We start from the raw sequence: 19,848 nt of genomic DNA on the forward strand, positions 1-19,848 counted from the left end.
ATCAGCCCTCGATCAGCAGCACGTCGACGATCGGCTGCTTGCCGGTCCAGCGCTTGGCGACCTTGCGAACCGCGAGACGGATCTGCTCGCGCATCTTCTCGCTCTCGCGCTTGCCGCCACGTACCGTATCCGCCGCCGCCTGCACCGCATCGGCGATGAACGCCGCGCGGTCTTCCTCGACCGGCACACCCTGCACGCGAACCTGCGGCTGGCCGACCATCCGGCCGTCCTTGCCGAGCGCGACACCGACCGAGATCTGGCCGTTGATCGCCAGCTTGCGGCGCTCGGCGATCGTCGCGCCGTCCGCCGGCAGGATCACGTCGCCGTCGAGCACCAGACGCCCGACCGTCGCGTTGCCGATCTTCGCCGGGCCCTTAGGGGCCAGGCGGATGATGTCGCCATTGCTCTGCACGATCGCGCGCGGAATGCCTTGCTCGAGACCGAAGCGCGCATGCTCCATCATGTGGCGCATCTCGCCGTGCGTCGGCACGAGCACTTCGGGACGCAGCCAGTCGTACATCTGCGCGAGTTCCGGCTGACCCGGATGACCCGACACGTGAACGTGCGCCTGGCGCTCCGTGATCATGCGGATGCCCTTGGCCGCCAGCGTGTTCTGGATGCGACCGATCTGGACCTCGTTGCCCGGGATCTGCTTCGACGAGAAGATCACCGTGTCGTCGGCCTCAAGCGTGATCGTGTGCTGGCCATTGGCGACGCGCGCGAGCGCCGCGCGCTCTTCACCCTGGCCACCGGTAGCGACGACCAGCACCTTGTTCTTGGGCAGGCGCATCGCCTCGTCGGGGCTGATCGTGTCGGGGAAGTCCTTCAGATAGCCCGTCGCACGCGCGACCTTGATGATCCGATCGAGCGAGCGCCCGGTGACGCACAGCTTGCGCCCGGTTTCTTTCGCGACTTCACCGAACGTGTGCAGCCGCGCGGCGTTCGACGCGAAGCTGGTGATCATCACCCGGCCCTTGGCCTTGGTGACCTCCTCGAACAGACCCTTCCGCACGGTGCTCTCGCTGCCCGATGCGGTGGTGTTGAAGATGTTTGTCGAATCGCAGACCAGCACGTCGACGCCCTTGTCGCCGATCGCCATGAAGCCCTCGGGCGTGGTCGGGTTGCCGATCACCGGGTTCTTGTCGAGCTTCCAGTCGCCGGTGTGGAACACCCGACCATAAGGCGTGTCGATCAGCAGCGCGTTCGCTTCCGGAATCGAATGCGACATCTCGACGAAGGTGAAGCCGAACGGCCCAAGCTGGAAATTGCCGCCCATCGGGATCATCTTGAGCTTCACGCGGTTGGCGATGCCCTCTTCCTCGAGCTTGCCGCGGATCAGGCCCATCGTGAACGGTGTCGCGTAGATCGGCACGCCGAGGTCCTCGGCGAGGTACGGCAGCGAACCGATATGATCTTCATGACCATGCGTGATGACGATGCCGAGCAGGTCGTCGATCCGGTCCTCGATAAAGGACAGGTCGGGCAGGATCACGTCGACGCCCGGATATTGCGGATCGGCGAAGGTGATGCCGAGATCGACCATCACCCACTTGCCCTGGCAGCCGTACAGGTTGACGTTCATGCCGATTTCGCCGGAGCCGCCAAGGCCACAGAAAAGGAGTTCGTTCTTCGGAGTCATTGATTACTTTCAGGATTATACAGGAATATGGCCCGCAGGCCGGTCGGCGCGAGCCCAATGGCCCTAGATATGGTGACGATCCCACATCATCGCCAGCCCCTGGATCGTCAGGTCGGCTTCGATGACGTCGAACACGTCGGTCTGTTTCTCAAATAATGTGGCGAGGCCGCCGGTGGCGACGACCTTCACGGGACGGCCGATCTCGCGCTTCATCCGCGCGACCAGCCCCTCGATCATCGCGACATAGCCCCAATAGATGCCGATGTGCATCTGCGAGACGGTGTTGAGCCCGATGACACTCGTGTCTACCGGCGCCTCGATCGCGATCCGCGGCAGTTTCGCGGCCGCGGTCACCAGCGCGTCGAGCGAGAGGTTGATCCCCGGCGCGATGATCCCGCCCTTGTACGCGCCGCTATAGTCGACGACGTCGAACGTGGTCGCGGTGCCGAAGTCGATCACGATCAGGTCGCCTGGATGCAGCGCGTGCGCGGCGATCGTGTTGACCGCACGGTCGGCGCCGAGCGAGGCCGGCTCGTCGACGTCGATCGCGATGCCCCATTCGACTGGCGCGTGGCCGGCGATCAGCGCTTCGGTGTCGAAGTATTTCGACGCGAGCACCTGGAGATTGTGCAGCGCGCGCGGCACGACGGTGGCGACGATCACGCCCTCGATCGCATTACGATCATGCCCGCCGAGCTGCATCAACTGGCTCAACCACACCGCATACTCGTCCGCCGTGCGCCGCGGATCGGTCGCGATCCGCCAGCGCGCGACGATCTCGCCGCCCTCGACGAGCGCGAACACGACATTGGTATTGCCGGCATCGATCGCGAGCAGCATCAGCGGGGCCTCAAAGCAGGAAGACGTCGGCAGCGTGAATGACACGCCGCTCGCCAGACGCCAAGCGGAGGATCAGCGCACCGTCGGTGTCGAGCCCGACGAACAGACCGTCGATGCCGCTGCCATCGGGGAGGCGAGCGGTCAGCGCGGTGCCGGCGGGATGGGCGCAATCGACCCAGCGCTCGCGGACGGGGGCGATGCCCTCGGTGCGCCAGCGGCCGATCCATCGCGCGAAACTGTCGGCCAGGATGTCGAGGAACATAGCCGGGTCGACCACCACGCCGTGAGCCGCAAGATCGGTCGTCGCACGGTCGGCCAAATCCGGATGATGCGCAATGTTGACGCCGTAGCCGACGATCACCGCGTCATCCGCGCGTTCAAGCAGGATGCCCGACAGCTTGGCATCCGCGAGCAACAGATCGTTCGGCCATTTCAGGACCAGCGTTTCGCTCGCGTCAGTCGTACCCTGGCAGATCCCGGCGACGAGGAACGTCGAGACGGTTTCCTGCAAGGCTACCGCGGCGACCAGCGCGAGGCTGGCGGCCGGCGGATCGTTCGGTCGAAGCCACACCAGCGTGCTCGCGTAGAGGTTACCCTCGGGCGACGACCATTCGCGCCCGAGCCGCCCCCGCCCCGCCGTCTGCCGGATCGCGCGCAACCAGAGACCGTCCTCGGCACCGCCGCGTGCAAGCTCCAGCAGGTCGGCGTTGGTCGATCCTGTCTCCGCGACGGTGCGGATGATGCTCAGAACAACGCCCGTGCGGCCGACATCGTCCACGCACCAAGCACGGGGATGAGGAGGTAGCCGGCTGGCGACACGAACACCGCGGCGATGGCGATCAGGCCACCCTCGACTTTGCTCTCCATCGGCGCGAACGCGGGTGCCGGATCGTCGAAGTACATCGTCTTGACGACGCGCAGATAGTAATACGCGCCGATCACCGAAGCAGCGATACCGACCACCGCCAGCGGGAACAGCCCGGCATCGACGGCTGCGCTGAACACTGCGAACTTCGCGTAGAAGCCGAACAGCGGCGGGATGCCGGCAAGGCTGAACATGAAGATCGCGAGTGCCGCGGCCAGCGCAGGCCGCGTCCGCGACATGCCGGCGAGGCTGTCGATCGTCTCGACCGGCTGCCCGTCGTCACCACGCATCTGCAACACGACCAGGAACGAACCGAGCGTCATCGCGACGTAGATCGTCAGGTACATCAGCACGCCCGACACGCCTTCCGGCGTCCCAGCCGCAAGACCGATCAGCGCAAAGCCGACGTTATTGATCGACGAGTAAGCAAGCAGGCGCTTGATGTTGGTCTGGCCGATCGCCGCGACCGCACCGAGGATGATCGAGGCGAGTGCCGCGAAGATCACGATCTGACGCCACTGGTCGGTCGCCGGGCCCATCGCATCGACTGCCACGCGGACGCTGAGCGCAAGTGCGGCGACCTTGGGGGCGGACGCGAAGAACGCCGTGACTGGAGTCGGTGCGCCTTCGTACACGTCGGGCGTCCACATGTGGAACGGCACGGCGCTGATCTTGAACGCGAGCCCTGCGAACACGAACACCAGAGCGAATAGCAGGCCGAGCGACTTGCTGCCGGCATAGGCTTCCGAGATGCCCGAGAACAACGTCGTACCGCTGAACCCGTAGACCAGCGATATGCCGTACAGCAGGATGCCGCTGGCCAGCGCGCCGAGCACGAAATACTTCAGACCGGCTTCCGCCGAACGCCCGTCACGCCGCATGAAGCTGGCGAGGACGTAGGCCGCAAGGCTCTGGAGCTCGAGACCGACATACAGCGTCAGCATGTCGGTGGCCGAGACCATAATCCCCATGCCGCAGGCCGACAGCAGGATCAGCACCGGATATTCAGGACGCAGATCGTCGCCGTGCGTGCGTGCGAAGAAGCTCGGCGCCATGACGATCGCGACCGCAGAGGCGATGTAGATCAGCACCTTGGCGAACGCGCCGAACGCGTCCGCGCGGTACAGGCCGTCGAACGCATAGCCACCCGAAGAGGCGGGACCGACCAGTGCGATCCCTGCCCCCACGAGGACGAACACAGCGGCGATCGAGACGGCGCGCGTCGATTTGTCCCCGCCCCAGGCCGAGACGAGCATCAGGGCGATCGCACCCAACGCCAGGACCAGTTCGGGCAGCGTCATTGCGATATTAGCGGCGTAATCCATCAGTGTGCCTCCCCGTGCGCGGCACTATGGACGGTTGCGGCGGGCTTCCCCGCAGTTGGGTTGGAGTCGCTGGCCGGCTTGGCGCGGTCGACCCGGGCGAGAAGTACGCCCACGTCCTTGCGCATCGGTGCCAGGAAGCTCTCGGGATACACGCCCATCCACAGCACGACGGCTGCGATCGGTGCGAGCAGCCACATCTCGCGGCCGGACAGATCGACCATCGCACGGACGTCGTCCGACTTGATCTCGCCGAACACGACGCGACGGTACAGGAACAGCATGTATGCAGCGCCGAGAATGATGCTCGTCGTGCAGAGCAGCGCGGTCCAGGTCGAGACCTGATACGTGCCCATCAGCGACAGGAACTCGGCGACGAAGCCGCTGGTGCCCGGCAAGCCGATCGAGGCCATCGTGAAGAACAGGAAGAAGATCGCGTACTTCGGCATGTTGATCGCGAGGCCACCATAGCGCGAGATCTCGCGGGTATGGAGCTGGTCGTAGATCACGCCGACGCACAGGAACAACGCACCCGATACCAGGCCGTGGCTCAGCATCATGATCATTGCGCCTTCGATGCCCTGCCGGTTGAACGCGAACAGGCCGATCGTGACGATCGCCATGTGCGCGACCGACGAATAGGCGATCAGCTTCTTCATGTCCGACTGAACGAGCGCGACGAGCGACGTATAGATCACCGCGACCGCCGACAGGCCGAAGATCAGCCAGGTCAACTGGCCCGAGGCTTCGGGGAACATCGGCAGCAGGAAGCGCAGGAAGCCGTATCCGCCGAGCTTCAGCAGCACGCCTGCCAGGATCACCGAGCCAGCGGTGGGCGCCTGAACGTGCGCGTCGGGCAACCAGGTGTGGACCGGCCACATCGGCATCTTGACCGCAAACGATGCGAAGAACGCCAGCCACAGCCACGTCTGGACGTGCGCCGGGAAGTCGTAGTTCATCAGCGCCGGGATGTTGGTCGTGCCCGCGGTCTTCGCCATGTACAGCATCGCGATGAACATCAGGACCGAGCCGAGCAGCGTGTACAGGAAGAACTTGTACGACGCGTAGATCCGGTTCGCACCGCCCCAGATGCCGATGATCAGGTACATCGGGATGAGCCCGGCTTCGAAGAACACGTAGAACAGGAACAGGTCCTGCGCCGCGAACGTGCCGATCATCAGCACTTCGGTGAACAGGAACGCCGCCATGTATTCGGGCACGCGCGTCGTGATCGAGCGCCAGCTGGCGCCGATGCAGATCGGCATCAGGAACACGCTGAGCATGATCAGCATCAGCGCGAAGCCGTCGATGCCGAGCGACCAGCCGAACGGACCGAAGATGCCAGGGGCATGCTCGACGAACTGCCACTGCGCGCCGCCGATGTCGTAGTTCATCCACAGCATGATGCCGAGCACGAAGTCGATCAGCGTCGCCGCCAGAGCCAAAGTCCGCGCCGTGTTCGCCGAGACGAACAGGCACACGACGGCTGCGATCATCGGGACCGCGATCAGGACGGAAAGGATAGGAAAGCCGGTCATTACAGTCCGATCGCCCAGGTTACGGCTGCGGTCAGCCCGATCAGCATGACGAAGGCATAGGTGTAGAGGTATCCCGTCTGGAAGCGGTTGGCGACACGGGCGCCGATCTGGACGACCCAGGTCGCGCCGTCGGGCCCGAACCGGTTGATCGTCTTCTCATCGCCGCGGTGCCACAGAAAACGGCCGATCGCGAAGGCCGGGCGGACGAAGATCAGGTCGTACAGCTCGTCGAAATACCACTTATGCAGCAGGAAGTCGTAGAGCACGCCGAACTGTTCGACGACCTTGGCCGGGAACATCGGTGCCTTGATATAGGCGTACCAGGCGGTCAGCAGGCCGAGCAGCATCGCGATCGTCGCCGACAGTTTGATCAGCAACGGCACGCCGTGCATCTCGTGCATCAGATGTTCGCGGAACGCGAGTGCGCCCTTCCAGAACTCTTCGCCTGCGGTCGGCTCGATGAAGAAGCCATGGAACACGAAGCCGGCGAGGACCGCGCCGATCGACAGGACGATCAGCGGGATCAGCATCGGCAGCGGGCTCTCGTGCGGGTGATACCCACCGTCGCCCTCGGCCGGCGCATGCGCTGCGTCGTGATGACCGTGTGGCGCATGACCTGCGTCCTCGGCCTGCGCCGGGTTCGCCTGGTGATCGTCGACATGATGCGCGTCATGCGCCTGGTCATCGTGACCGTGTGCGTCATGGAGCGCATGCTGGATGTGCTCCGATGCGGCCCAACGCGGCTTGCCCCAGAAGGTCAGGAACATCACGCGCCACGAATAGAAGCTGGTCAGCAACGCGACGAGCACGCCGACAAACCACACGCCCGGCTGACCCGCAGCCCAGCTCGCCTCGATGATCGCATCCTTCGAATGGAAGCCTGCGAAACCGATCGCGGTGTTGCCGAAGATACCGGGGATGCCGACGCCGGTGATTGCGAGCGTACCTGCCATCATCGCCCAGAAGGTCACCGGGATCTTCTTACGCAGGCCGCCATAATAGCGCATGTCCTGCTCGTGGTGCATCGCGTGGATGACCGAGCCCGCGCCGAGGAACAGCAGCGCCTTGAAGAACGCGTGTGTGAAGAGGTGGAACATCGCCGCGCCGTACGCGCCGACACCGGCCGCGAAGAACATGTAGCCGAGCTGCGAACAGGTCGAATACGCGATCACACGCTTGATGTCGGTCTGCACGAGACCGCAGGTCGCCGCAAACAAACAGGTCGCGGCACCGACCGAGGTGACCACGGTCAACGCGACCGGGCTCATCTCGAACATCGGCGACAGGCGGCAGACCATGAACACGCCAGCGGTGACCATCGTCGCCGCGTGGATCAGCGCCGACACCGGGGTCGGGCCTTCCATCGCGTCCGGCAACCAGGTGTGCAGGCCGAGCTGTGCCGACTTGCCCATCGCGCCGACGAACAGGAGTAAGCAGAGCACCGTCATCGTATCGAAGCGGTAGCCGAGGAAGCCGAGCGTCGAGCCCGCCATGCCAGGAGCCGCGGCGAGGATCTCGGGGATTGAGACCGTGCCGAACACCAGGAACGTGCCGAAGATACCGAGCATGAAGCCAAGATCGCCGACGCGGTTGACGACGAACGCCTTGATCGCCGCGGCGCTGGCGGAAGGCTTGCGGAACCAGAACCCGATCAGGAGGTAGGATGCGAGACCCACGCCTTCCCAGCCGAAGAACATCTGGACAAGGTTGTTCGCCGTCACGAGCATCAGCATCGCGAAGGTGAACAGCGACAGATACGCGAAGAACCGCGGCTGGTCGGGATCCTCGTCCATATAGCCCCAACTATACAGATGGACGAGCGCCGAGACCGACGTGACGACCACGAGCATCACCGCAGTCAGCGCATCGACGCGCAGCGACCACGCGACGTTCATGTCGCCCGAGTGGATGAAGTCGAGCAGCGGCGCGACGGTGGCCGTGCTGGCGCCCGAAAGGAAGCCGATGAAGATCGGCCAGGACAACAGGCACGACGCGAACAGCGCAGCCGTGGTGACGAGTTTCGCCGGCACGTTGCCGATCGCGCGATTGCCGAACCCGGCAACGATCGCGGCCAGTAACGGCAGGAAGACGATAAGCTGGATCAACCGTATTACCCCTTCATCCGGTTGACGTCGTCGACCGCGATGGTGCCGCGACCGCGGAAATAGATCACGAGAATGGCGAGGCCGATCGCGGCTTCACCCGCGGCGACCGTCAGCACGAACATCGCGAACACCTGTCCGACGAGATCGTGGAGGAACGCCGAGAACGCGACGAGATTGATGTTCACCGCCAGCAGGATCAGCTCGATCGCCATCAGGATGACGATGAGGTTCTTGCGGTTCAGGAAGATGCCGAGCACCCCCATCGTGAACAGGATCGCCGCGACGACCAGATAATGGACGAGACCGATCGTCACAGTTCGACTCCCTGCCCGACGACCGGGCTCGTGTTGCGCGTGGCGTCCTGCGGACGACGCGCGTTCTGGCGGCTGATGTTCTGCGCCTTGACGCCGCCACGCTGGCGGTGGGTCAGCACGATCGCACCGATCATCGCGACCAGCAGCACCAGGCCGGCACCCTCGAATACGAACAGATAGCGCGTGTAGAGCAGGTTACCAATCGCCTGGATGTTGGGCACGGTGTCGTCGATCGGTGCGGCACGACGTGCGAGCTGGATCGGACCGGTGCTCCAGGCGCCGATCGCGATCATCACCTCGGCCGCGAGTGCAACCGCGAGTGCGAGACCGATCCCGAAATACCGGGCGACGCCTGCACGAAGCTCGGTGAAGTCGATGTCGAGCATCATGACCACGAACAGGAACAGCACCGCGACCGCGCCGACATAGACGATGACGAGCAGCATCGCGATGAACTCGGCACCGACCAGGATCATGAGCCCCGCCGCGTTGAAGAACGCGAGGATCAGCCACATCACCGAATGGACCGGGTTGCGCGACGCGATCGTCAGCGCGCCCGACAGGACGACGACGAAGGCGAAGAGGTAGAAGGCTAAGGCCTGAATCACGATTGCGGCCCCTTAGACGCCCACGAGAAGAATGAGCGCGCCATTAACGGTACGGCGCATCGGCGGCAAGGTTAGCCGCGATCGCGCTTTCCCAACGGTCGCCATTATCGAGCAGCTTCGACTTGTCGTAGATGAGCTCTTCGCGCGTCTCGGTAGCGAACTCGTAGTTCGGTCCCTCGACGATCGCATCTACCGGGCACGCCTCGGCACACAGGCCGCAGTAAATGCACTTGGTCATGTCGATGTCGTAGCGCGTGGTGCGGCGTGAACCATCGTCGCGCGGCTCGGCTTCGATCGTGATCGCCTGCGCGGGACACACGGCCTCGCACAGCTTGCACGCGATGCACCGCTCTTCGCCGTTCGGATAGCGACGCAGCGCATGCTCACCACGGAACCGCGGCGACACCGGATTGCGCTCGTACGGATAGTTGATCGTCGCCTTTTCCTTGAAGAAATAGCGAAGCGTCAACGCGTGCGCCTTCACGAATTCCCACAAAGTAAACGACTTGATGATCTGAGCGACGCTCATGAACCCACTCCAACGCGCGTCAGCATGAGATAGCCCGACACGAGGAAAACCCAGAACAGCGAGACGGGGAGGAAGACCTTCCAGCCGAGCCGCATCAGCTGATCGTAGCGATAGCGCGGCACGGTCGCCTTCACCCAGCTGAACAGAAAAAAGAAGAACAGGATCTTGGCAAACAGCCAGATGATCCCCGGCACGTAATACAGCGGTGCCCAGTCGACCGGTGGCAGCCAGCCGCCCCAGAACAGCGTCGCGTTGAGCGCGCACATCAGCAGCACGTTGGCGTACTCGCCGAGCCAGAACAGCGCGAACGACATCGACGAATATTCGGTCTGGTATCCGGCGACGAGCTCGCTCTCCGCCTCGGTCAGATCGAACGGCGCGCGCTGCGTTTCGGCCAGCGACGAGATGAAGAACATCACCGCCATCGGGAACATCAGCGGATTGAGGATGTACCCGTTGAAGAACCAGACATGCGACTTCTGCGCCATCACGATCGCCGACAGATTGAAGCTGCCGGTCCACAGCACGACCGAAATCAGGATGAAGCCGATCGCGACTTCGTACGACACCATCTGCGCGGCCGCACGAAGCGCCGAGTAGAACGGGTATTTCGAATTCGACGCCCAACCCGACAGGATGATCCCGTAGACGCCGAGCGACGAGGCCGCGAGCACGTAGAGCAGCCCAACGTTGATGTCCGCGAGCACGACGCCGACGCCGAACGGCACCACCGCCCAGACGATCAGCGCGACCGTGAAGGTAATGATCGGTGCCAGCAGGAACAGCGTCCGGTTGGCGGCTGCGGGGACGATCGTCTCCTGCAGGAACACCTTCAGGCCGTCGGCAAAGCTCTGCAGCAAGCCGAACGGACCGACGACGTTGGGACCACGCCGCAATGCCATCGCCGCCCAGATTTTCCGGTCGGCATAGATGATCATCGCCACCGCCAGCATCAGCGGCAACGCGATCACGAGGATGTCGATGATCGTCGCGAGGAAGAACGCCCAGTCGTAACCGAGCGAGGATTCGAACCAGGAGATCATTCGGCTGCCTCCGCGTAATCTTCTCCGTGGAGAAGTTCGGCCGAGCAGCGCTGCATCGTCGGCGACGCACGGCAAATCGCGTTGGTCAGGTAGAAGTCCTTGATCGGATAGCCGGCGAGGACACCCTCACCTGCACCGTTGAGCGAAGGCGGGTTCCACTCGAACGTCGCGAGCGCCTGATGCCGCAACGCAGGCACGTCTGCGTACATTTCCTCGCGCAGCCCCTCGAAGCTGTCGAACGGCAGCGTGTGGCCGAGCGTGTCGGACAGCGCTCGGAAGATCGACCAGTCGTCACGCGCGTCGCCCGGTGCGAACACAGCGCGCTCGCCGCGCTGAACGCGCCCTTCGAGATTGACCCACGTGCCCGACTTCTCGGCGTAGGTGACACCCGGCAGGATTACGTCGGCAGCCGCCGCACCTTTGTCGCCGTGATGGCCCACAAACACCTTGAAGCCTGCGAACTTCGCATAATCGACCTCGTCCGCGCCGAGGAAGAAGCCGAGCTTCGCCCCCATCACGTCGGCGATCCCGCCCTTCTGCGCGTAGCCGAGCATCAGCCCGCCCATCCGCGAGGCCGCCATGTGGACAACGTTGAAGCCGTTCCAGCCGTCCTTCACGACACCCAGCGTATCGACGAGCTTGAGCGCAGCCGCATGGCCACCCTTCAGCGCGCCGCCACCGACGATCACCATCGGGCGTTCTGCTTTCGCGAATGCCTCGGTCACCGCCTCGGGCAGATTGCCGAGCAGCGCCAGATCGTCGCCGAGCCACTCGACCTTGTAGGTCAAATCCGTCTCCGGCCCGATCGCAAAGACCTTTGCGCCCTTCTTGATGGCTTTGCGCACCCGCGTGTTCACCAGCGGCGCTTCCCAGCGCAGGTTGGTACCCACCAACAGGATCGCGTCGGCACGCTCGGTACCGGCGATCGTCGTGTTGAAATTGACCGCGGCAATGCTCGTCGCGTCATAGTCCATACCGGTCTGACGACCTTCGAGCAGGCTCGACCCCATCTTCGCGAGCAGCGCCTTGGCGGCGTACATCGTCTCGCAATCGACCAGATCGCCGGCAACCGCCGCGACGCTCGACCCGGCGTTCACCGCCTTGATCGCTTCGAACGCTTCATCCCACGTCGCAGGCTGTAGCTTGCCGTTCACCCGGACATAAGGCTTGTCGAGGCGACGACGGACGAGGCCGTCGATCGCGTGGCGCGTCTTGTCGGTCGCCCACTCCTCGTTCACGTCCTCGTTGATCCGCGGTACGCAGCGCAGCACCTGACGACCACGGCTGTCGAGCCGGATGTTGGTGCCGACCGCATCCATCACGTCGATCGTCAGCGTCTTGCGCAATTCCCAAGGGCGCGCCTCGAACGCGTACGGCTTCGACGTCAGCGCGCCCACCGGGCACAGATCGACGACGTTGCCGCTCAGCTCGCTCTTGACCGCATTCTCGAGATACGAGGTGATCTGCATGTCCTCGCCGCGGAAGATCGCACCGATCTCCTCGACGCCGGACACTTCCTCGGCGAACCGGATGCAGCGCGTGCACTGGATGCAGCGGGTCATGACCGTCTTGACGATCGGACCCATATACTTCTCAGTGACCGCGCGCTTGTTCTCGTCGTAGCGCGAGTGGCCGCGGCCGTAGGCGACAGACTGGTCCTGGAGATCGCACTCGCCACCCTGATCGCAGATCGGGCAATCGAGCGGATGGTTGATCAGCAGGAATTCCATGATGCCCTCGCGGGCATTCTTGACCATCGGCGAGTTGGTGAAGATCTCCTGCTTGTCCGCCGCCGGCAGCGCGCACGACGCTTGCGGCTTGGGCGGACCAGGCTTCACCTCGACCAGGCACATCCGGCAATTGCCGGCGATGCTCAGCCGCTCGTGATAACAGAAACGCGGGATCTCCTTGCCGGCAAGCTCGCACGCCTGCAGCACGGTGGCACCCTGCGGCACCTCGATCTCTACGCCATCGACTTTGACTAAGGGCATTACTCTGCGGCTTCCATCATCGGCGCGGTGTCGCCACCGCGCTCACGGATACGGCGCTCCATCTCGGGGCGGAAATGCTTGATAAGGCCCTGGATCGGCCAGGCTGCAGCGTCACCGAGCGCGCAGATCGAGTGACCCTCGACCTGCTTTGTGACCTGCTGGAGCATGTCGATCTCGGACAGCTCGGCGTCTCCGGTGCGCATCCGCTCCATCACGCGCCACATCCAGCCGGTGCCTTCGCGGCACGGCGTGCACTGGCCACAGCTCTCGTGCTTGTAGAAATACGAGATGCGGCTGATCGCGCGGACGATGTCGGTCGACTTGTCCATGACGATGATCGCCGCGGTGCCGAGGCCCGAGCCGACCGCCTTCAGGCCGTCGAAGTCCATCGCGCAATCCATGATCTGCGCGGCGGGCACGAGCGGCACCGAAGAACCACCCGGGATCACCGCGAGCAGATTGTCCCAGCCGCCACGGATGCCACCGCAATGCGTCTCGATCAGGTCGCGGAATGAGATGCTCATCTCTTCCTCGACGACGCACGGCTTGTTCACATGGCCGCTGATCTGGAACAGCTTGGTGCCACGGTTGTTCTCCGCGCCGAAGCTGGAGAACCACGCAGCGCCACGCCGCAGGATCGTCGGCGCAACCGCGATCGATTCGACGTTATTGACCGTCGTCGGGCAGCCATAAAGACCGGCACCCGCCGGGAATGGAGGCTTCAGCCGCGGCTGACCCTTCTTGCCCTCGAGGCTTTCCAACATCGCGGTCTCTTCGCCGCAGATGTAGGCGCCGGCGCCACGATGCACGAACACGTCGAAGTCGTAGCCCGAGCCGCACGCGTTCTTGCCGATGAAGCCGCGGTCGTAAGCCTCGGCAACGGCTGCGAAGAGCACTTCGGCCTCACGAATATATTCGCCGCGGATGTAGATGTACGCGGCACGCGCGCGCATCGCGAACCCGGCGATCAGCGCGCCTTCGATCAGCTTGTGCGGATCGTGGCGGATGATCTCGCGATCCTTGCAGCTGCCCGGCTCGGACTCATCGGCGTTGATGACGAGGAAGTTCGGCCGGTCGGGCTTGGGCTCCTTCGGCATGAACGACCATTTGGTGCCGGTCGGGAAGCCCGCACCGCCACGGCCGCGCAGACCCGACGCCTTCATCACGTCGATGATCGCGTCCTGGCCGAGCGCCATCAAATCCTTGGTGTTGTCCCAATCGCCGCGCATGATCGCTGCGGCGATGTTCCACGGCTGGAAACCGTAGACGTTGGTAAAGATGCGGTCCTTGTCGGCGAGCATCAGGCCCACTCCCCCCGGTAATCGTGGTTCGCGTCGACCATCGCCTTCAACGAGGTCGGGCCGCCTTCGGGGCAGCTCGCGCGACGACCGAATTGCGGACCCGGCGTCGGGTGCCCGCCATTGGCCAGCGCCTCGAGGATCTCGGTCGTCTTGTCGTAGTCGAGATCTTCGAAGTTATCGTCGTTGATCTGCACCATCGGCGCATTCGCGCACGTGCCCAGGCACTCGACCTCGGTCAGCGTGAACATGCCGTCCGGCGTCGTGCCGCCCTTGACCAGCCCGCGATTCTTGCACGCGGCCAGAACGTCGTCCGACCCGCGCAGCATGCACGGCGTCGTGCCGCAGACCTGGACGTGGAAGCGACCGACCGGCGCGAGATTGAACATCGTGTAGAAGGTCACGACCTCGTACACGCGCATGTACGGCACGCTGATCTGACGCGCGACGAACTCGATCACCGGCACCGGCAACCAGCCCTGCGTCTGCGTTTCCGCGCCGACCTGGCGTTGCGCCAGATCAAGCAACGGGATCGACGCCGACTGCTCGCGACCCTTGGGATAGCGCCCGAGGATCTCGTTCGCCTTCACCTGATTCTCGTCCGTCCACGCGAACGAACCCCAGCGTGCGCGAGTCTCGGCCTCGTCGGGAATTTTCGGAGCTTCAGCCATTAGCGGTCACATTCACCAAAAACGATATCCATCGCGCCGAGGATCGCGGTCGTATCCGCCAGCATGTGGCCCTTCGCCATGAAGTCCATGGCTTGCAGATGCGAGAACGCGGTCGGGCGGATTTTGCAGCGGTACGGCTTGTTCGAGCCATCGGCGACCAGATACACGCCGAACTCGCCCTTGGGGCTTTCGGTCGCGACATAGACGTCGCCGGCGGGCACGTGGAAGCCCTCGGTGTAGAGCTTGAAGTGATGGATCAGCGCTTCCATCGACTGCTTCATCTCACCGCGCTTGGGCGGCACGACCTTGCGGTCGAGCGACGCGATCGGCCCCTCGGGCATGTCGCGCAGGCACTGCTTCATGATCCGCGCGGACTGACGCACTTCCTCGACGCGTACCATGAACCGGTCATAGCAATCGCCGCGCGTGCCGACCGGCACCTCGAAGTCCATCTTGGCGTAGGCGTCATAGGGCTGCGACTTGCGCAGATCCCAGGCGATACCCGAGCCGCGGATCATCGGGCCGGAAAAGCCCCATTTGATCGCGTCGTCACGGCTGACCACGGCGATGTCGACGTTGCGCTGCTTGAAAATGCGGTTGTCCGCGACGAGCGAAATAGCGTCCTCGAACAGCCGCGGCAGGCGCGTGTCGAGCCAGTCGCCGATATCGGCGAGCAACTTAAGCGGCGCATCCTGATGCACGCCACCCGGACGGAAATAGTTCGAATGCATGCGCGCGCCACTGACACGCTCGAAGAAGTTCATGCAGTCTTCGCGGATTTCGAACAGCCACAGGTTCGGCGTCATCGCGCCGACGTCCATGACGTGCGAGCCCAGATTGAGCATGTGGTTCGAGATGCGCGTCAGCTCGGCGAAGAACACCCGCAGATACTGCGCGCGCTCGGGCACTTCGAGATCGAGCAGCTTCTCGACCGCCAACACCCAGCTATGCTCCATGCACAACGGCGAGCAGTAATCGAGACGATCGAAATACGGCAGCGCCTGCGTGTAGGTCTTGTATTCGATCAGCTTCTCGGTGCCGCGGTGGAGCAGGCCGACATGCGGATCGACGCGCTCGACGATCTCGCCGTCGAGCTCCATGACGAGGCGCAACACGCCGTGCGCGGCGGGATGCTGCGGACCGAAGTTGATCGTGTAGTTCTGGATCGTGACGTCGCCGGTCGTGGGATCGGCTGCGTCGGCCTCGCCCAGAAGCTCTTCGACATACAGACTCACTGGTTCTGTCCTCCACCCTTAGTCGGGACCACGTCGGGGTTCGCAGGCTTCGGCGTCGCATCGGACTCCGACTTGCCGGCGCCCGTCTGTGCGGTCGACTCGGTGCTCTTGGGTTCGGTCGGCGCCTGGGTAGGCGACTGCGCCGCGTCCGCCTTTACGATGGTGTCAGCCTTGAGCGGCGTCGGAGCACCCTTGGCCTCGGGCAATGCGCCCTTCTCGTCACCCGGAAGGACGTAGTTCGCGCCCTCCCACGGGCTCATGAAATCGAACGTACGGAAGTCCTGCGCAAGCTGAACGGGCTCGTACACGACGCGCTTCGACTCTTCCGAATAGCGCAGCTCGACATACCCGGTCAGCGGGAAGTCTTTCCGCTGCGGATGACCGCGGAAGCCGTAGTCGGTCAGGATGCGGCGCAGGTCCGGGTTACCGCTGAACAGCACGCCGTACATGTCGTACACTTCGCGCTCGAGCCAGCCGGCGACCGGCCAGATGTCCGTCACCGACGGCACCGGCTTTTCCTCGTCGGTCGCGACATGCACGCGCAGGCGGTGATTCCGCGTCAGCGACAACATGCAATAGACGACCTCGAAGCGCTCAGCACGATCCGGATAGTCGACGCCGGCGATCTCCATGAGCTGCTGGTAGGCAAGCCCCGGCGTATCGCGCAGCGCGATCATCGCGTCGTACAGGTCTTCACGACGAACGTGCAGCGCGACTTCGCCGACATGATCGACCGCGTCGATCAGCATGCCGCCGAGCGCCGCGCGGGCGCTGTCGATCACGCCGTCGTTCGACGCGTAAGCTGGTGCGGGAGCCCTCAACGCTCGATGCTCCCGGACCGCCGGATCTTCCGCTGCAACTGCATGATGCCGTACAGCAGCGCCTCAGCCGTCGGCGGGCACCCAGGAACGTAGATATCCACCGGCACGATCCGATCGCAGCCACGCACGACGCTGTAGCTGTAATGATAATAGCCGCCGCCGTTCGCGCACGATCCCATCGAGATCACGTACTTGGGCTCGGACATCTGGTCATAGACCTTGCGGAGTGCCGGGGCCATCTTGTTGCAGAGCGTGCCGGCAACGATCATCACGTCCGACTGACGCGGCGACGCGCGCGGTGCGGCACCGAAGCGCTCCAGATCGTAGCGGGGCATGTTGACGTGGATCATCTCGACCGCGCAGCACGCGAGCCCGAACGTCATCCACCACAGCGAGCCGGTACGGGCCCACTGGAACAGCTCTTCGGTCGACGTGACGAGGAAACCCTTGTCCGTCAGTTCACCGTTCAAACCGTCGAAAAAGCCCTGGTCGGGTGGCACCAGCGAACTGGGCGAACCGGGTGCGGGCTGAAGCTCTACTCCCAATCGAGTGCTCCCTTCTTCCATGCGTAGACGAGGCCAAGGGCCAATTCGCCGATAAAGATCATCATCGAAATCCACGCGGTCCAGCCGAGCGTGAAGACCGAGACGGCCCAGGGATACAGGAACGCGGCCTCAAGATCGAAGATGATGAAGAGGATGGCGATCAGGTAGAAGCGTACGTCGAACTGGCTCCGCGGATCCTCGAATGCGGGAAAGCCGCACTCGTATTCGCTGAGCTTCTCAGGCGTAGGCTTGTGTGACCCCGTGAGGCGCGAGACGGCCATCGGCAGGAACACGAACGTGCTCGACAATGCGATGGCGACCCCGAGGAACAGGAGGATCGGAAGATAGTGCGACAGGTCGACCAAATTGCTTCTCGCAAGTGCGAACGGAACGGGGCCGCTTTAGGCCGATGGGGGGTGATGGGCAAGGCGTGGAGGGTGTGAGAATCACTCGCAAGTGGACGGACGGAGTGACGGGAAACATGCGTTACCTGGCGTGGACGAGCGTTGGCGCCCCATGACGTCGCCGATACCGATCCGTCACCTCGGACGTGTCCGGCGCCTTGCTGAGAAGCAAAGACGACGCCGCGTTCGAAAGACAGCCCCCGCCTCCTTGTTCTCCCGCGAAGGCGGGAGTCCAATCTAGATCCCCGCCTTCGCGGGGAGACAAGCTAACTTCGGCTCTAGGGGGTACACCGAGTAGTCCCGAAGTCCTCCGGTATCGCAAACAGACGACGGAAGATGTTTTGCGCGAGTGGATGCCGGAACAAGCCGGCATCACGGACTGCGCGCTGATGCCCTCCAACCTTACGATCCTCCCCCGCCAGGGGGAGGTGGCACCGAAGGTGACGGAGGGGGAGGACGCGGAACAGAGGTTGCCCTACCTCCCCCTCCGACTGGCAAACGCCTGCCACCTCCCCCTTGCGGGGGAGGATCGTTCATCCGCCTTAGCGCAGCGCTCCGGCCACCAGCTTGTGCAGACGCGAGTGCAATGCATCGTTCGCAGCGAGGAACTCGTTACGCTCCATTGCACGATCGCCGCCACGGAAGTCGGTGACGAAGCCACCGGCTTCCTTAACCAGCAGCATGCCAGCCGCAACGTCCCAAGGCTTCAGGTTCGATTCCCAGAAGCCGTCGAACCGACCGGCCGCAAGCCATGCCAGATCGAGGGCCGCAGCACCAAGACGACGGATGCCCGCAACCTCAGGCGCAACCGCGCCGAAAATCCGGCTCCACTGAGCGAAGTCACCATGCCCCAGGAACGGAATCCCCGTCGCGATCAGCGATTCGGACAGATCACGCCGCGACGACACGCGCAGGCGCTGGTCGGTGAGCCAAGCACCCCGACCCTTCTCCGCCCAGAAGCTTTCATCGGTCAGCGGCTGATACACCAGCGCGGTGGTCACCTCGCGCTTGCCGTTCGGCATCGGCTCCTCGACTGCGATCGAGATGCAGAAATGCGGGATGCCGTGGAGGAAGTTCGACGTACCATCCAGCGGATCGACGATGAAGCGCGGCTTGTTCGGATCGCCCTCGACCTCGCCGCGCTCTTCCATCAGCATGCCCCAGTCGGGACGGGCGTGGCTGAGTTCTTCGAAGATCGTCTGCTCGGCGCGCTGGTCGGCCTGGCTGACGAAATCGGCTGGACCCTTGCGGCTCACCTGGAGCTGCTGGACCTCGTTGAAGTCGCGGCGCAGGCGCGGCGCGGCCTTGCGGGCGGCGCGCTCGATGACGGTCATGATGCCGGAATGGCTGGGCATTAGAAATCTCCTCCCCTCCCGCTTGCGGGAGGGGTCGGGGGAGGGCTTGAACCGATACGCGAAGCTGGAAGAAGGCCCTCCCCTAACCCCTCCCGCAAGCGGAAGGGGAACTCAGTCCGCGCGACGCACGTAGGTCTGCTCGTACACATCGACCACGATCCGCGTGCCCGCACCGATATGCGGCGGCACCATTACGCGCACGCCGTTCTCCAGCACGGCAGGCTTGTAGCTCGACGAAGCAGTCTGCCCCTTCACGACGGCGTCCGCCTCGACGATCAGCGCCTCGATCGTGTCGGGCAGCTGGACCGAGATTGGCCGTTCTTCCCAGAGCTCCATCACCACGTCCATGCCGTCCTGCAGGAACGCCGCGGCGTCGCCCAGGATGTCGGCGTCGAGCGAGATCTGCTCGTAATTGATCTTGTCCATGAAGGTGAGCATGTCGCCTTCGCGGAACAGGAACTGGAAGTCGACGGTCTCGAGCCGCACCTTCTCGACGCTCTCGGCGGAGCGGAAGCGGGTGTTGTTCTTGCGGCCGTCGATGAGGTTCTTCATCTCGACCTGCATATAGGCACCGCCCTTGCCGGGCTGGGTATGCTGAATCTTGACGGCGCGCCAAATGCCGCCCTCATATTCAAGAATGTTGCCGGGACGAATCTCGACCGCGTTGATCTTCATGACCGATTCCTGCTGGAAAGAGCTAGGGGCTGTCCGCGAAGCATGGCCAT

Annotated in this window: 19 protein-coding genes; all 19 read right to left on the reverse strand. The window is 63.8% G+C overall.

From position 1 onward, the window contains the following. Window position 1 precedes the first annotated feature (1 nt). Entirely contained in the window at window positions 2–1,639 is a 1,638-nt protein-coding gene (locus tag E5673_RS13435) for a ribonuclease J (protein WP_136190397.1), read from the reverse strand. A gap of 63 nt (window positions 1,640–1,702) precedes the next feature. Further along, window positions 1,703–2,479 carry a type III pantothenate kinase gene (locus E5673_RS13440; protein WP_136190398.1) on the reverse strand — a complete coding sequence of 259 codons (777 nt, stop codon included), beginning with the start codon at window positions 2,477–2,479 and terminating at the stop codon, window positions 1,703–1,705. 10 nt (window positions 2,480–2,489) lie between these two features. After that, window positions 2,490–3,221, reverse strand: coding sequence for a biotin--[acetyl-CoA-carboxylase] ligase (locus E5673_RS13445; RefSeq protein ID WP_136191516.1), 732 nt, complete (start codon window positions 3,219–3,221; stop codon window positions 2,490–2,492). 2 nt (window positions 3,222–3,223) lie between these two features. Then, a complete protein-coding gene (gene nuoN / locus E5673_RS13450) occupies window positions 3,224–4,669 on the reverse strand; it encodes an NADH-quinone oxidoreductase subunit NuoN (protein WP_136190399.1) in 1,446 nt (481 codons plus the stop codon). Beyond that, complete coding sequence (locus E5673_RS13455; RefSeq protein WP_136190400.1) at window positions 4,669–6,204, reverse strand: NADH-quinone oxidoreductase subunit M; 1,536 nt, start codon at window positions 6,202–6,204, stop codon at window positions 4,669–4,671. Before E5673_RS13455 ends, nuoN begins: the two co-directional genes overlap by 1 nt. Continuing rightward, window positions 6,204–8,309 carry an NADH-quinone oxidoreductase subunit L gene (gene nuoL / locus E5673_RS13460; protein WP_136190401.1) on the reverse strand — a complete coding sequence of 702 codons (2,106 nt, stop codon included), beginning with the start codon at window positions 8,307–8,309 and terminating at the stop codon, window positions 6,204–6,206. The genes E5673_RS13455 and nuoL overlap by 1 nt, the downstream gene beginning before the upstream one ends. Before the next feature lie 5 nt (window positions 8,310–8,314). Next, on the reverse strand, window positions 8,315–8,617 hold the full coding sequence (nuoK, locus tag E5673_RS13465; protein WP_175518104.1) for an NADH-quinone oxidoreductase subunit NuoK: 303 nt from the start codon (window positions 8,615–8,617) through the stop codon (window positions 8,315–8,317). A gap of 2 nt (window positions 8,618–8,619) precedes the next feature. Beyond that, the gene (locus tag E5673_RS13470; protein ID WP_056048540.1) at window positions 8,620–9,231 is read right to left on the reverse strand and encodes an NADH-quinone oxidoreductase subunit J; all 612 of its coding nucleotides are present in this window, start codon (window positions 9,229–9,231) and stop codon (window positions 8,620–8,622) included. A gap of 43 nt (window positions 9,232–9,274) precedes the next feature. Continuing rightward, on the reverse strand, window positions 9,275–9,760 hold the full coding sequence (gene nuoI, locus E5673_RS13475; RefSeq protein WP_055877898.1) for an NADH-quinone oxidoreductase subunit NuoI: 486 nt from the start codon (window positions 9,758–9,760) through the stop codon (window positions 9,275–9,277). After that, window positions 9,757–10,803: an NADH-quinone oxidoreductase subunit NuoH gene (gene nuoH, locus E5673_RS13480; RefSeq protein WP_056058320.1), complete on the reverse strand. Its 1,047-nt coding sequence runs from the start codon at window positions 10,801–10,803 to the stop codon at window positions 9,757–9,759. Before nuoH ends, nuoI begins: the two co-directional genes overlap by 4 nt. Then, window positions 10,800–12,794, reverse strand: coding sequence for an NADH-quinone oxidoreductase subunit NuoG (nuoG, locus tag E5673_RS13485; RefSeq protein ID WP_136190402.1), 1,995 nt, complete (start codon window positions 12,792–12,794; stop codon window positions 10,800–10,802). Before nuoG ends, nuoH begins: the two co-directional genes overlap by 4 nt. Next, complete coding sequence (nuoF, locus tag E5673_RS13490) at window positions 12,794–14,095, reverse strand: NADH-quinone oxidoreductase subunit NuoF (protein ID WP_136190403.1); 1,302 nt, start codon at window positions 14,093–14,095, stop codon at window positions 12,794–12,796. Before nuoF ends, nuoG begins: the two co-directional genes overlap by 1 nt. Further along, on the reverse strand, window positions 14,095–14,763 hold the full coding sequence (locus E5673_RS13495) for an NAD(P)H-dependent oxidoreductase subunit E (protein ID WP_056048529.1): 669 nt from the start codon (window positions 14,761–14,763) through the stop codon (window positions 14,095–14,097). Before E5673_RS13495 ends, nuoF begins: the two co-directional genes overlap by 1 nt. Then, entirely contained in the window at window positions 14,763–15,998 is a 1,236-nt protein-coding gene (locus tag E5673_RS13500) for an NADH-quinone oxidoreductase subunit D (protein ID WP_056048527.1), read from the reverse strand. Before E5673_RS13500 ends, E5673_RS13495 begins: the two co-directional genes overlap by 1 nt. Then, window positions 15,995–16,819, reverse strand: a complete 825-nt coding sequence (locus tag E5673_RS13505) for an NADH-quinone oxidoreductase subunit C (RefSeq protein WP_136190404.1) — start codon at window positions 16,817–16,819, stop codon at window positions 15,995–15,997. Before E5673_RS13505 ends, E5673_RS13500 begins: the two co-directional genes overlap by 4 nt. Continuing rightward, window positions 16,816–17,364 carry an NADH-quinone oxidoreductase subunit B gene (locus E5673_RS13510; RefSeq protein ID WP_056058310.1) on the reverse strand — a complete coding sequence of 183 codons (549 nt, stop codon included), beginning with the start codon at window positions 17,362–17,364 and terminating at the stop codon, window positions 16,816–16,818. The genes E5673_RS13505 and E5673_RS13510 overlap by 4 nt, the downstream gene beginning before the upstream one ends. Beyond that, window positions 17,355–17,729, reverse strand: coding sequence for an NADH-quinone oxidoreductase subunit A (locus E5673_RS13515; protein ID WP_121903273.1), 375 nt, complete (start codon window positions 17,727–17,729; stop codon window positions 17,355–17,357). Before E5673_RS13515 ends, E5673_RS13510 begins: the two co-directional genes overlap by 10 nt. 581 nt (window positions 17,730–18,310) lie before the next feature. After that, complete coding sequence (locus tag E5673_RS13520) at window positions 18,311–19,123, reverse strand: inositol monophosphatase family protein (RefSeq protein ID WP_056048515.1); 813 nt, start codon at window positions 19,121–19,123, stop codon at window positions 18,311–18,313. Window positions 19,124–19,234: 111 nt separating this feature from the next. Then, window positions 19,235–19,798, reverse strand: coding sequence for an elongation factor P (gene efp, locus E5673_RS13525; RefSeq protein ID WP_056482276.1), 564 nt, complete (start codon window positions 19,796–19,798; stop codon window positions 19,235–19,237). Window positions 19,799–19,848 lie beyond the last annotated feature (50 nt).

Origin of the sequence: Sphingomonas sp. PAMC26645 (assembly GCF_004795835.1) — a bacterium.
Taxonomy (GTDB): Bacteria; Pseudomonadota; Alphaproteobacteria; order Sphingomonadales; family Sphingomonadaceae; genus Sphingomonas.

What these genes read in the sequence shown, in the direction of transcription:
- E5673_RS13435 (WP_136190397.1), bottom strand. Translation starts at nt 1,639, where the DNA reads ATGACTCCGAAGAACGAACTCCTTTTCTGTGGCCTTGGCGGCTCCGGC.
- E5673_RS13440 (WP_136190398.1), bottom strand. Translation starts at nt 2,479, where the DNA reads ATGCTGCTCGCGATCGATGCCGGCAATACCAATGTCGTGTTCGCGCTC.
- nuoN (WP_136190399.1), bottom strand. Translation starts at nt 4,669, where the DNA reads ATGGATTACGCCGCTAATATCGCAATGACGCTGCCCGAACTGGTCCTG.
- E5673_RS13455 (WP_136190400.1), bottom strand. Translation starts at nt 6,204, where the DNA reads ATGACCGGCTTTCCTATCCTTTCCGTCCTGATCGCGGTCCCGATGATC.
- nuoI (WP_055877898.1), bottom strand. Translation starts at nt 9,760, where the DNA reads ATGAGCGTCGCTCAGATCATCAAGTCGTTTACTTTGTGGGAATTCGTG.
- nuoH (WP_056058320.1), bottom strand. Translation starts at nt 10,803, where the DNA reads ATGATCTCCTGGTTCGAATCCTCGCTCGGTTACGACTGGGCGTTCTTC.
- nuoG (WP_136190402.1), bottom strand. Translation starts at nt 12,794, where the DNA reads ATGCCCTTAGTCAAAGTCGATGGCGTAGAGATCGAGGTGCCGCAGGGT.
- nuoF (WP_136190403.1), bottom strand. Translation starts at nt 14,095, where the DNA reads ATGCTCGCCGACAAGGACCGCATCTTTACCAACGTCTACGGTTTCCAG.
- E5673_RS13495 (WP_056048529.1), bottom strand. Translation starts at nt 14,763, where the DNA reads ATGGCTGAAGCTCCGAAAATTCCCGACGAGGCCGAGACTCGCGCACGC.
- E5673_RS13520 (WP_056048515.1), bottom strand. Translation starts at nt 19,123, where the DNA reads ATGCCCAGCCATTCCGGCATCATGACCGTCATCGAGCGCGCCGCCCGC.
- efp (WP_056482276.1), bottom strand. Translation starts at nt 19,798, where the DNA reads ATGAAGATCAACGCGGTCGAGATTCGTCCCGGCAACATTCTTGAATAT.